Origin of the sequence: Massilia sp. IC2-278 (assembly GCF_020708045.1) — a bacterium.
Classification (GTDB): domain Bacteria; phylum Pseudomonadota; class Gammaproteobacteria; order Burkholderiales; family Burkholderiaceae_D; genus Telluria.
Genome location: NZ_JAJFES010000003.1, coordinates 55,768 through 67,953, shown reverse-complemented (window position 1 = coordinate 67,953; position 12,186 = coordinate 55,768). Strand labels below are relative to the sequence as shown.

At 65.9% G+C, this 12,186-nt stretch carries 13 protein-coding genes; 9 read left to right on the top strand and 4 right to left on the bottom strand.

What is annotated here, in order from left to right; all coding sequences use genetic code 11:
* Positions 1 to 6: 6 nt before the first annotated feature.
* From LK540_RS08030 to LK540_RS08020, 3 genes are all read left to right on the top strand, one after another.
* On the top strand, positions 7 to 588 hold the full coding sequence (locus LK540_RS08030) for a hypothetical protein (protein ID WP_229436650.1): 582 nt from the start codon (positions 7 to 9) through the stop codon (positions 586 to 588).
* Positions 589 to 696: 108 nt separating this feature from the next.
* On the top strand, positions 697 to 1,137 hold the full coding sequence (locus tag LK540_RS08025; protein ID WP_229436649.1) for a YbjQ family protein: 441 nt from the start codon (positions 697 to 699) through the stop codon (positions 1,135 to 1,137).
* A gap of 15 nt (positions 1,138 to 1,152) precedes the next feature.
* Complete coding sequence (locus tag LK540_RS08020; protein WP_229436648.1) at positions 1,153 to 1,785, top strand: 4'-phosphopantetheinyl transferase superfamily protein; 633 nt, start codon at positions 1,153 to 1,155, stop codon at positions 1,783 to 1,785.
* Positions 1,786 to 1,842: 57 nt separating this feature from the next.
* On the opposite strand, the gene LK540_RS08015 is transcribed toward LK540_RS08020, so the two are convergent.
* Entirely contained in the window at positions 1,843 to 2,403 is a 561-nt protein-coding gene (locus LK540_RS08015) for a LuxR C-terminal-related transcriptional regulator (protein WP_229436647.1), read from the bottom strand.
* Positions 2,404 to 2,560: 157 nt separating this feature from the next.
* Between LK540_RS08015 and LK540_RS08010 the strand changes: the two genes are divergently transcribed.
* Complete coding sequence (locus LK540_RS08010; RefSeq protein WP_229436646.1) at positions 2,561 to 3,259, top strand: CoA transferase subunit A; 699 nt, start codon at positions 2,561 to 2,563, stop codon at positions 3,257 to 3,259.
* A 21-nt stretch (positions 3,260 to 3,280) separates the two neighbouring features.
* A complete protein-coding gene (locus LK540_RS08005) occupies positions 3,281 to 3,931 on the top strand; it encodes a 3-oxoacid CoA-transferase subunit B (RefSeq protein WP_229436645.1) in 651 nt (216 codons plus the stop codon).
* Between the two features lie 360 nt (positions 3,932 to 4,291).
* Here LK540_RS08005 and LK540_RS08000 read toward each other — a convergent pair whose 3' ends face one another.
* Together LK540_RS08000 and LK540_RS07995 are read right to left on the bottom strand one after the other, a co-directional pair.
* Positions 4,292 to 5,554 (bottom strand): M56 family metallopeptidase, encoded by a 1,263-nt coding sequence (locus tag LK540_RS08000; protein ID WP_229436644.1) that lies wholly within the window; start codon positions 5,552 to 5,554, stop codon positions 4,292 to 4,294.
* The gene (locus tag LK540_RS07995) at positions 5,551 to 5,934 is read right to left on the bottom strand and encodes a BlaI/MecI/CopY family transcriptional regulator (protein WP_229436643.1); all 384 of its coding nucleotides are present in this window, start codon (positions 5,932 to 5,934) and stop codon (positions 5,551 to 5,553) included. Before LK540_RS07995 ends, LK540_RS08000 begins: the two co-directional genes overlap by 4 nt.
* Positions 5,935 to 6,077: 143 nt before the next feature.
* On the opposite strand from LK540_RS07995, the gene LK540_RS07990 reads away from it, so the two are divergent.
* Positions 6,078 to 6,797 carry an SIMPL domain-containing protein gene (locus tag LK540_RS07990; protein ID WP_229436642.1) on the top strand — a complete coding sequence of 240 codons (720 nt, stop codon included), beginning with the start codon at positions 6,078 to 6,080 and terminating at the stop codon, positions 6,795 to 6,797.
* 3 nt (positions 6,798 to 6,800) lie between these two features.
* On the opposite strand, the gene LK540_RS07985 is transcribed toward LK540_RS07990, so the two are convergent.
* Entirely contained in the window at positions 6,801 to 8,120 is a 1,320-nt protein-coding gene (locus tag LK540_RS07985; RefSeq protein WP_374041347.1) for an amidohydrolase, read from the bottom strand.
* Positions 8,121 to 8,306: 186 nt separating this feature from the next.
* On the opposite strand from LK540_RS07985, the gene paoA reads away from it, so the two are divergent.
* The 3 genes from paoA to paoC are packed head-to-tail and all read left to right on the top strand — an operon-like array spanning position 8,307 to position 12,141.
* Positions 8,307 to 8,987 carry an aldehyde dehydrogenase iron-sulfur subunit PaoA gene (gene paoA, locus LK540_RS07980; protein ID WP_229436641.1) on the top strand — a complete coding sequence of 227 codons (681 nt, stop codon included), beginning with the start codon at positions 8,307 to 8,309 and terminating at the stop codon, positions 8,985 to 8,987.
* Positions 8,984 to 9,937, top strand: a complete 954-nt coding sequence (locus LK540_RS07975; protein WP_229436640.1) for a xanthine dehydrogenase family protein subunit M — start codon at positions 8,984 to 8,986, stop codon at positions 9,935 to 9,937. Before paoA ends, LK540_RS07975 begins: the two co-directional genes overlap by 4 nt.
* Before the next feature lie 2 nt (positions 9,938 to 9,939).
* Entirely contained in the window at positions 9,940 to 12,141 is a 2,202-nt protein-coding gene (gene paoC, locus LK540_RS07970) for an aldehyde oxidoreductase molybdenum-binding subunit PaoC (RefSeq protein ID WP_229436639.1), read from the top strand.
* The last annotated feature ends 45 nt before the right edge of the window (positions 12,142 to 12,186 follow it).

The window sequence follows — 12,186 nt, the reverse complement described above, 5'->3', positions numbered from 1 at the left end:
TAAACCATGAAGAACACCCGCCGTATCCTTCTCGCCGCCACCGTCGCCGTGGCGCTCCCGCTCGTCAGCGGCTGCGCCACCAAGATCAAGGCCTCGTCGTCGCATAACCCGGCGCCGGCCACCGCGTTCTCGTCCTATGGCCGCATCGACGTGAAGCCGGTCGTCTACGCGCCAGGCTACAAGGGCAACCCGGCCGCGCTGGGCAAGATCGCCGCCAACCTGGACAAGGACCTGGCGCCGTCGCTGGCCCAGTGGAACAGCCGTCCGGCCAATGGCCGCACGCTGACCGTGGAACCGGTCGTCGAAGAGATGTCGTTCAAGAGCACCACCAAGCGCGTGTTCCTCGGGCCGCTGGCCGGCAGCTCGGGCGTGCTGATGCGCGTGACCTTCCGCGACAACACCGGCAAGGTGATCGCCACGCCGGAATTCTTCCAGCGTGCGAATGCGATGAGCGGCGGCTTTACCCTGGGCGTGCAGGACAACCTGATGTTGACCCGCGTGGCCAAGCTGGCCAGCAGCTACGTGATCGCCAACTACGACCAGGCCGTGGGCGGCCCGACCGGCGCCGACGACGCAGCCGTCAATTAAGCTTCCGGCGTCATTGCAGCACGGCGGACGATCCTGTCCGCTTCCACAGTGCCGGCGGCAGGGCAGCGCCGCCGGTGTTCTTCCACCGATCCACAAGTGAATAACAACATGAAAAAACTGATCCTGACCGTCGCCGCCATCGCCGCCATCGGCAGCACCCTCCCGGCGCAGGCGCGCGACACCAAGCTGATGATGCCGCTGGACGCCGCCATGGCCGACAACGACGCCCAGTCCCGCCTCGGCGACGACGTCAAGTTCTACTTCGGCAAGCAGAAAACCCCGGCCGTGCTGAAAAAGCTGGGCACCGACCAGACCAGCCAGAAGACCAATTCCTTCGGCAAGTCGCCCGAAAAGTCCTGCAACTGGGCCTTCCTGTCGGCCATGCTGCGCCTGAAGGCGCGCGCCCAGGAACTCGGCGCGAACGCGGTCGTGAACATCGTCAGCAACTACAAGAACATCGAGAATTCGAGCGAAACCGAGTTCGAGTGCCACGATGGCGCGATGATGACGGGCGTGGCGCTGAAGGCCGACTTCGTCCGAGTTAAGTAAGACGGACCGGCAGCCATGGCAAAGGCAGAGACGCTGCTGTGGCTGGCCGACACGGCGCCGCTTGGCGCGGACTGGTTCGCGGCGGGCCTGGGCTGGCTGAACGATGCCGAGCGCCTGCGGCACGAACGTTTCGCGCGCGCCGAGCGACGGCGCCAGTTCGTCGCCGGCCGGATACTGCTGCGCATGGCGCTCGCCGAACTGCTGGGTGTCGCACCATGCGCAGTCGCCTTGACCGAGCGGCCAGGGAATGCACCGGCGCTGGCCTTTCCCGAACAGCCGGGGCTCGGCCTGAGCATTTCGCACAGCGGGCAGTGGGTGGCCTGCGCGGTCAGTTTGACGGGGCCGGTGGGGCTCGACATCGAACGCATCGATCCCGCGCGCGATGTGCTGGCCATCGCCGAACAGGCCTTCGGGCCGGAGGAAGCAGGACAGCTGAAGGTCCTGGAGGCGACCGCGCGTGCGGACGCTTTCTATCGCATGTGGTGCCGCTACGAAGCCCACATCAAGCTGGGCGGTAAGGGCGTGCACGACATCTTCCACGCCTTTCCTGGCCTGGCGCTCGTGCTGAGCAGCATGGCGGCGCTGGATGTGGAGCCGGCCATGATCGACCTGCGCGGCGTGCATTCACGCGCCGAGGCAACGAGATGACGCGCTCCGTTTCCGGAGTGCAATCACTCCGGAAGCGAAGTCATCGATCTGCAGGCTTCAGCGCGCCACACCCACCAGCTTGTGCACCAGCTCCGACGAGGTCGATGCCGCAAACTTCTTCATCAACTTCGCCCGGTGCATCTCCACCGTGCGTGGGCTGAGATCGGTTTCGCGGGCAATGATCTTGCTGGTTTTTCCTTCCACCAGCAGCGCCGCGATCTCGCGTTCGCGCGGCGTGAGCTCGGCTGTGACGGGGCGCTTTTCGCTCACGTCCTCGAAGGTCCAGACGCCGGCGCCGAGCGGCTCGGTCGGGTCCAGCGAGCGGCCGGTGACGTGGCACCAGAACAATTCTCCATCGCCGCGGCGCATGATGCGCTCGTCGGAATAGCGCCCGCGCGCATTCATGATCGGCACGATGCGGTCGCCGGTGCGCAGGAATTCATCCATGGTCGGATACAGCACGGCGAAGGACTGGCCGTCGAGCTGGCCGCGTTCGTAGCCGAACATCGATGCTAGCGCTACATTGCCGGACTGGATCACACGGTTCACCGAAATGCACATGCCGACCGGGGCATGCTGGAAAATCATTTCGTAATCAATGGCGTATGATGAATTCATCTGATGCAGGTCGACTGGAGAACGGAGAAGGAAGCGTGTTCGGCGCAGGGCGGTATTTCTACGGTATTGTGCTTTGCGCAAGCGTATTTTATGCTGGCTCGCTCTACTCTGCAGGACATAAAGAGCTTTCCGGGCTTAACTCATAAAAGGGACGGGTATGAACAAAGTGTATCCAGACGCGGCATCGGCGCTGGCCGGCGTCGTGCAAGACGGCCAGATGGTCGCGGTCGGCGGCTTCGGCCTGTGCGGCATTCCCGAGGCGCTGATCGAAGCGCTGCGCGATTCGGGCGTCAAACAACTCACGGCCATTTCCAACAACGCGGGCGTGGACGGCTTCGGCCTCGGCCAGCTGCTGGAAACGCGCCAGATCAAGAAGATGATCGCCTCCTACGTGGGCGAAAACAAGGAATTCGCACGCCAGTTCCTGGCCGGCGAACTCGAACTCGAATTCACCCCGCAGGGCACGCTGGCCGAGAAGCTGCGCGCAGGCGGCGCCGGCATCCCGGCCTTCTTCACGAAAACCGGCTACGGCACCATCGTTGCCGACGGCAAGGAAACGCGCGAATTCGACGGCGAACACTACGTGATGGAGCACGCACTGGTGCCCGACGTTTCCCTGGTCAAGGCCTGGAAGGCAGACAAGGCCGGCAACCTGGTGTTCCGCAAGACCGCGCGCAACTTCAATCCGAACGTGGCCACCGCGGGCAAGGTCTGCATCGCGGAAGTCGAGGAACTGGTCGAGATCGGCGAGATCGACCCGGACCAGGTGCACACCCCAAGCATCTTCGTGCACCGCATCGTCCATAACCCGACGCCGGAAAAGCGCATCGAACAGCGCACCGTGCGCGCCAACTAAAAGATCATTCGGAGACAGAACATGGCATGGACTCGTGACGAAATGGCCGCGCGCGCAGCGAAGGAGCTGCAGGACGGCTTTTATGTGAACCTGGGCATCGGCTTGCCGACCCTGGTCGCCAACTATGTGCCGCAGGACATCGAAGTCTTCCTGCAATCGGAAAACGGCCTGCTCGGCATCGGCCCGTTCCCGACGGACGACGCCGTCGACGCGGACCTGATCAACGCCGGCAAGCAGACCGTCACCGCGCTGCCGGGCGCTTCCTACTTCAGCTCGGCCGATTCCTTCGGCATGATCCGCGGCGGCAAGATCAACCTCGCCATCCTCGGTGCGATGCAGGTGTCGGAAGGCGGCGACCTGGCCAACTGGATGATCCCGGGCAAGATGGTGAAGGGCATGGGCGGCGCGATGGACCTGGTGGCCGGCGTCAAGCGCGTGGTCGTGGTGATGGAACACGTGGCCACGGCCAAGGACGGTTCGACTTCGCACAAGATCCTCAAGAAGTGCGACCTGCCGCTGACCGGCCTGGGCGTGGTGGACCGCATCATTACCGACCTGGGCGTGATCGACGTGACCGGCACCGGGCTGAAGCTGGTGGAGCTGGCGCCGGGTGTCAGCAAGGAAGACGTGCTGGCGGCGACCGGAGCGGAGCTGGACGTGTCGGCGGTGTAAACCTTCGTCGCGTTGAATGAAGAGGGCGCTGACATATCAGCGCCCTTTGTCGTTTACTGCGGCTGCGCGCGCATGATCGAGGTACGTCCGGATTCGCAGGCGGTAACGTACGGTGGGCACCCCGTGCCCACGCGGTTACGTGCTTGTCCATCGTCCGCTGCCGCGGCCATTCGCTCCGCGGCGTCAACCATGATGGATATGCTGGCGATACGCTCCTGACACGCCGACAACCTGCGTCAATCTCGATACGTCGAGCGGCAACCATGATCATCGTTCCGCGTGGGCACGGAGTGCCCACCGTACGGTTGATGCCGCAGGCTATCGTTCAACGAATCGGACCACTGCCGGCCGAAGCGCTTCTTACGACAGCGACCACACGTACTGCACCGGCGCCCACGCCGCCTTCGGCTTGCCGTTCACCGTTGCCGGCGTAAAGGTGCACTTCGCAATCGCCACGCGCGCCGCTTCGTCGAGCGACGCATCCCCGCTCGACTTCATCACCTTCGAGTCCTGCACGCTGCCGTCAGCCTCGACCTTGAACTGCAAGGTCACCGTGCCCTGGAGCCGCTTGGCCAGCGCTTCGGCCGGGTACATCGGCTTGGCGCAGCTGTTGAACTGTGCGAGCGGCGGGGTGGTGACGGCGTCGGCCGCGCTGTCGGCCATCGGCGTCTGCGCGCAGCCAACCAGCAGGGTGGCGCTCAAGCCCAGCACGGGAATCGCGGCCTTCCAGTTCAGTGCCTGCATATCGGGACGGACCAGTCGTTTGATGCGTTGCATGAGATCTCCTCCATTGGCCGCCATGGCCAGTTTGTTGTTGGAGAACTGGAGTTTCTCCAGTTCGGAAAGCGCCAGGGCAAGGCGCCGCGGTTCGCCGATCCGGCGCGCGGCCAGGTCGTCGGCAATGTGTTCGCGCTCGACGCGGACGCGGTGCGAGATCCACCACACGGCCGGATGGTAGAACAGCAGGGTCTCGATCACACTCTGTACCAGGTTGACCAGGTAGTCGCAGCGGCGCACGTGCGCCAGTTCATGCGCCAGCAGGGCTTCCAGCAGCTGCGGCGGCATGCCCGACACCAGGGACGCCGGCACCAGCACCACCGGCTTCCACCACCCCGCCGTGACCGGGCTGGCCAGGCCGTCGACCACCTGCAGGCGCACCGCGCGGGCAATGCCGAAGCCGCGCGCCAGCGTGTCCAGGCGCGCCTGCCACTGCGCGTTGCCGCCCTCGTGGCGCGCCGCCCTGCCGATCCACAACAAACCGAGCACCATGCGCAGGGCCAGGGCCGCCGCGCAGAGCGCCCAGGCGCCGACCATCCAGGACAGGTTGCCCTGCAAGAGTTCGCGCCAGCTATCGGCTTGCGTCGCGCCGCCGGCCAGCAAGGGGCCGAGGGGCAGGGCGCTAGCGCCGGCATCCGCGCCATGCGACAGGCGCAGCACCAGCGTGGCAGCCGGCCACAGCAGGCACAGCAGCAGGCCGCTGCAGGCGACCAGGTAGCGCGTTTCGGCGCGCGCATTGCGCAGGGCGAGCAGCAGCAGCGCGGTTTCGCAGCCGATCAGCGCACCTTGCCAGACGAAGTCGAGCAGCACCCAGCCGAGCTGGGAAACGAACATTGGCAGGGTCATTCCTTGTCCTCCTTCAGCAGCTTTTCGATCTCGGCACGTTCCTTCTTCGAGATGCCGCTTTTCAGCGCGGCCAGCACCAGGGCCTTGGCCGAGCCGGCAAAGGCGCGCTGCATCAGGTCCTTCAGCAGGTTGGTCTGCAGCGAATCCTGCGGCTGGGCCGGCGCATACACGTGCGAACGCTCGCTTTCGTCGCGGATCAGGAGGCCCTTGGTGTGCATGATCTGCATCAGGCGCAGCACGGTGGCATAGGTGACGTCGGGCCGGGTCTTCTGCATGCTTTCATGCACCTGGCGCGCGGTGGCGGCGCCGAGCGGCCACAGCACCTGCAGGAGGTCGAGTTCGGCCGCGGTCGGCTTCGGGAGATCGGATGGGCTTGGCATGGCGCTTTCCTTGGATGACGGTTACATCCAGAATAGCTTGTCTAGAAATCTTTGTCTACGTGATTCGATTGCTGCATGAAAGTTGTAGACGGAACTGTCTAGATTGATCTATGCTGGACCCACATTCGCCACCTGGAGACTCCATGCTTAAACGCTTTGCCGCCTCTGCGCTTGCCTGTGCCGCCATCGCCGCCATTCCCACCACCGCAGGTGCGTCGCCCCTGCCGGCCTATCCCTTCGTGCACGTGAGCGCCGACGCGTCCGTGTACCGCGTGCCCGACATCGGCGCCATCGACTTTGAGATCCTTGTCGCCAGCGCCGACCCGGCATTGGCGCGCACCACGGTTGAGACCCGCATCGCCGAGGTGCGCGCGCTGCTGCAGGCGCAGGGCGTGCCACTGGAAGACATGGAAACGCGCGACGTGCGCAAGGAGCAGAAGAAGGATGGGCCGCCGGATGCGCCGGTGTACGAACTGCGCTCCAGCGTCCACATCAACATGCGCGATTTGTCGAAATGGGCCGGTGTGGTTGGCCCCCTGCTCGACATGCCGAACCTGGGCAGCTTCGCCACCTCCTTCGACTCCAGCACGCGCGAGGAAGTCGAGGCCGAGCTGATGGCGAACGCCCTGCGCGAAGCGCGCCGCCGCGCCGAGATCATCGCCAAGGGCGCGCGCCGCAAGCTCGGCCCGGTCACCGCCGTCACGCCGGCCGGCGTGAAGAACGTCGGCTATTCGATGGGTCTGGTACGCGACGACTTCAACCCACGCCGCGGCGCCGGGGCGAACGTGACGCGGAGCGACTTCCTCGCCATCGAAGCGCTGAAGCTGATGCAGCCGGTCGACGTGGTGTTCAGGCTCGAATAAGCGTTAACGCTTCAGCACATTCAGCACCGCCAGGCTCATCGCCTGCGCCGCCGTCTTGATCGACGGTTCCGGCACCGGCGCGTAGAACGGCGAGTGGTTGAAGGCGATCGGCTTGCCGCCCTCGCGCGCCGCTTCCGCCACATCCTTGGCGTCGTACACGCCGGTGAAGAAGAACACCGAGGGCACGCCCTGGTCGACGAACTGGGAAAAATCTTCGCTGGCCGTCATGGCCGGCATGCGCTGAGCGTTGGCGTCGCCGAAGGCATCCTTGAATACCGGCTCCAGTTGCGTCACCAGCGCCTCGCTGTTGACAATCGCCGTGCCGCCCGGGATCAGCTCGACCTGCGGCGCCGGCGCGTTCGCCATCGCCGCCGAGGCCAGCGCGATGCGCTTCACGCCGTCGAGCAGCTTGGCGCGCACCGCCGGGCTGTAGGAGCGGATGGTGCCGCGCACCTGCACGCTGTCGGGAATGATGTTGCCGACCGTGCCGCCGTTGATGGCGCCGATGGTCACCACGCCGAACTCCTTCGGGTCCTTTTCGCGGCTGACCACGGTCTGCACGTCGGTGACGAAACGCGCGGCGATGGCGATCGGGTCGACCGCCTTGTCCGGCGCCGAACCGTGGCCGCCGCGGCCCTTGAACACGATCTCGATCGCATCCGAATTCGACGACACCGCGCCGACGTTGTAGCCGATTGTGCCGTGGGCCAGCGGCCAGGAGTGCAGGGCAAACGCGTAGTCGGGCTTGGCGAAGCGCGTGAACAGGCCGTCGGCCAGCATCGCCTTGGCGCCCGAGACGGTTTCCTCGGCCGGCTGGGCAACGAACATCAGCGTGCCGCTCCACTGCGACTTCATGTTCACCAGCGTGCGCGCCGTGGCCAGCCAGGACGTCATGTGGATGTCGTGGCCGCAGCTGTGGGCGGTGAAGCTTTCGCGGCCTTCGCTGGTGGCCTTTGCGCGGCTGGCGTAGGGCAGGCCGGACTTTTCTTCCATCGGCAGGCCATCGAGCTCGGTGCGCACCATCACGGTCGGGCCGGCGCCGTTCTTGTAGATCGCCACGACACCGGTCTTGCCGACCTTTTCCGTCACCGTGAAGCCGAGCTTGCGCATCTCCGCCGCCAGCTTGCCCGCCGTGCGGGTTTCCTGGAACGCCAGTTCGGGGTGCGCGTGCAGGTCCTTGTAGATGCCTTCCAGCGCGCGCCAGGCGCTGTTCACGCTGGAGGAGACCTGGGTTTTCAGGGCGCCTGGCAATTGGGCCTGGGCAGGCAGGGCAAGTGCAAAGGCGACGAGGGCGGCGGTGTGGCGCAGGCGAGGGATCACGATGATTTCCTTTTCGATGGAAACGGCTGAGGTTTCCAAAATGATACATCTTCCGTGCACGGAATGAGCAAGAGTGACAAAAAGTCTACCGTGCCGCGCGCCTGCAAGAATGTCTTTAATATAAGCGCCGTGCTGCGCTGCCGCAGGCAGCGCCACGTCAATACGACCCAATACCCTGGAAGGACCGACATGGACGACTCCATCGAAACAAACATCGCGCGGCGCAATGTGCTCAAGACCGGCGCGCTGGCAGCCACTGCCACCGCCGTTCCGCTCGGCGCAATCGCCCAGACGCCGAATGCCGGCAACGCCGCCACGCCCGCCGTGCCGGCCAGCGCACCCGTCACCTCGAAGGTGACCCTGCGCGTGAACGGCAAGGCGCACGAGCTGACCGTCGACACCCGCACCTCGCTGCTCGACGTGCTGCGCGAGAACCTGCACCTGACCGGCACCAAGAAGGGTTGCGACCAGGGCCAGTGCGGCGCCTGCACCGTCATCCTCGACGGCCGCCGCATCAATTCCTGCCTCAGCCTGGCCATCATGCACGGCGGCTCGGAAGTGACGACCATCGAAGGCCTGGGCCAGCCCGGCAAGCTGCATCCGATGCAAGCGGCTTTCGTGAAGCACGACGGCTACCAGTGCGGCTACTGTACCCCGGGGCAGATCTGTTCGGCCGTGTCGGTGCTGGACGAAATCCGCAAGGGCGTGCCGAGCCACGTGACGGCCGACCTGAACCAGAAACCGCTGCTGTCCATCGACGAGATCCGCGAGCGCATGAGCGGCAACATCTGCCGATGTGGCGCCTACTCGAACATCGTCGATGCCATCACTGAAGGCGCTGGCGCAGCCAGCGCGGAGGATCGGACATGAGGGCCTTTACCTACCAGCGCGTGAGCACCCCGGCCGAAGCCGCGGCCGCCGCGGCCCGCACTCCCGGCTCGCGCTTCATCGCCGGCGGCACCAACCTGCTCGACCTGATGAAGCTCGAGATCGAAACCCCGACCCACCTGATCGACGTCAACCACCTCGGCCTGGACAAGATCGAGGCGACGAAGGAAGGCGGCCTGCGCATCGGCGCCCAGGTGCTGAACGTCGACCTGGCCAGCGACGCCCGCATCCGCCGCGACTACGCCGTGCTGTCGCGCGCACTGCTGGCCGGCGCCTCGGCCCAGTTGCGCAACAAGGCGACCACCGCCGGCAACCTGCTGCAGCGTACCCGCTGCCCCTATTTCTACGACACGGCGCAGCCCTGCAACAAGCGCGTGCCGGGCAGCGGCTGCTCGGCCATCGGCGGCTATAACCGGAACCACGCCATCGTTGGCCATAGCGAAGCCTGCATCGCCACCCACCCGAGCGACATGGCCGTGGCCATGCAGCTGCTCGACGCCGGCGTCGAGACCGTGAAGCCCGACGGCACCACGCGCGTGATCCCGATTGCCGACTTCTACCGCCTGCCGGGGAACACGCCGCACATCGAGAACTCGCTGATGGCCGGCGAACTGATCACCGCCGTGACCCTGCCGCGTCCACTCGGCGGCCGTCACTTCTACCGCAAGGTGCGCGACCGCGCATCCTACGCGTTTGCCCTGGTGTCGGTAGCTGCCGTCGTGCAGCCCGACGGCAGCGGGCGCGTGGCGCTGGGCGGCGTCGCCCATAAGCCCTGGCGCGTGCCGGGCGCGGATGCCAGCATGCCGGGCGGCGCGAACGCCGTCGTCGAACGCTTGCTGGCCGGCGCCAAGCCGACCGCCGACAACGCGTTCAAGGTGACCCTGGTCCAGCGCACGTTGGAGTCCGTGCTGGCGGAAGCGAAGAAAGGATAATCATGAAATTCGATACCCCCGCCACCACCAACCCGATCGACCAGTTGAAGGTAATCGGCAAACCCGTGGACCGCATCGACGGTCCGATGAAAACCACCGGCACCGCGCGCTACGCCTACGAGCAGCACGAGGCTGCGCCGAACGCCGCCTACGGCTACGTGGTCGGCGCCACGATCGCCAAGGGCCGCATCGCGTCGATGGAGCTCGATGCCGCGCGCCGCTCGCCGGGCGTGATCGCGATCGTCACCGCCGAGAACGCCGGCAAGCTGGAGAAGGGCGACTACAACACGGCAAAACTGCTGGCCGGACCGGAAGTGCAGCACTACCACCAGGCCGTGGCCGTGGTGGTGGCCGAGACCTTCGAGCAGGCGCGCGCCGCGGCCCACCTGGTGAAGGTGAACTACACCGAGCAGAAGGGCGAGTACGACCTGGAAAAGGCCAAGGGCAAGGCCCAGCTGCCGAAGAAGGAAGACAAGCCGGAATCGAAGTTCGGCAACTTCGACAGCGGCTTCGCCAACGCGCCTGTGAAGCTCGACGCCGACTACACCACGCCCGACCAGTCGCACGCGATGATGGAGCCGCATGCCTCGATCGCGTCCTGGGACAACGGCAAGCTGACCCTGTGGACCTCGAACCAGATGATCAACTGGGGCACCAAGGACATGGCCAAGACGCTCGGCATCCCGGTCGAAAACGTGCGCCTGATCTCGCCTTTCATCGGCGGCGGCTTCGGCGGCAAGCTGTTCCTGCGTTCGGAAGCGCTGCTGGCGGCGCTCGGTGCGCGCGAAGCCAAGCGCCCGGTCAAGGTGAACCTGCAGCGCGCGCTCATGTTCAACAACACCACGCACCGTCCGGCCACGATCCAGCGCATCCGCATCGGCGCCACGCGCGAAGGCCGCATCACGGCGATCTCGCACGAAAGCTGGTCCGGCGATTTGCCGGGCGGGCAGCCGGAAACGGCGGTCCAGCAAACGCGCCTGCTGTATGCCGGCGCGCACCGCCTGACGCGCCTGAAGCTGGCCGTGCTCGACCTCCCCGAAGCGAACGCGATGCGCGCGCCGGGCGAGGCGCCGGGCATGATGGCGCTGGAAATCGCCATCGACGAGATGGCGGAAAAGCTGAAGATGGACCCGGTGATGTTCCGCATCATCAACGACACCACCAGCGACCCGGAAAAGCCGGGCCGCAAGTTCTCGCAGCGCCGCTTCGTGGAGTGCATGCGTCAGGGCGCCGAGCGCTTCGGCTGGAATAAGCGCCAGGCGCAGCCGGGCAAGGTGCGCGACGGCCGCTGGCTGGTGGGCATGGGCGTGGCCTCGGCCTTCCGCAACAACATGGTGATGAAGTCGGCGGCGCGTGTGAAGCTGGATAAAAACGGCATCGTCACCGTGGAAACCGACATGACCGACATCGGCACCGGCAGCTACACCATCATCGCGCAGACGGCGGCCGAGATGATGGGCGTGCCGCTGTCGAACGTGGTGGTCAAGCTGGGCGACTCGACCTTCCCGGTGTCCGCCGGTTCGGGCGGGCAGTGGGGCGGCAACAGCTCCACCGCCGGCGTGTACGCGGCCTGCGTCAAGCTGCGTGAAGCAGTGGCGGCGAAGCTGGGACTGGATGCGGCGACGGCCGAATTCGCGGACGGCAGCGTGCGTGCCGGTGGCCGCTCGATGTCGCTGCGCCAGGCCGCCGACGCCGGCGAGCTGGTGGGCGAAGACACCATGGAGTACGGCGACCTGGACAAGAAGTTCCAGCAGTCGACCTTCGGCGCCCACTTCGTCGAAGTCGGCGTGGACGTTGCCACCTGCGAGGTGCGCGTGCGGCGCATGCTGGCCGTGTGCGCGGCGGGCCGTATCCTGAACCCGAAGTCGGCGCGCAGCCAGGTGATCGGCGCTATGACCATGGGCGTGGGTGCGGCGCTGATGGAAGACCTGGTGGTCGACAAGCGGCGCGGCTTCTTCGTCAACCACGACCTGGCCGGGTACGAGGTGCCGGTGCATGCCGACATCCCGCACCAGGAAGTCGTGTTCCTCGACGAGACCGATCCGATTTCCTCGCCGATGAAGGCCAAGGGCGTGGGCGAGCTGGGGATCTGCGGCGTGGCGGCGGCGGTGGCGAATGCCATCTACAACGCCACCGGCGTGCGCGTGCGGGATTATCCGGTGACGCTGGATAAGCTGATGAGCAAGATGACGCTCAGCGCGTGAGCGGCCGGGTAATGCCGACGTAAGGTGAACGCGTGGACGGGAAAC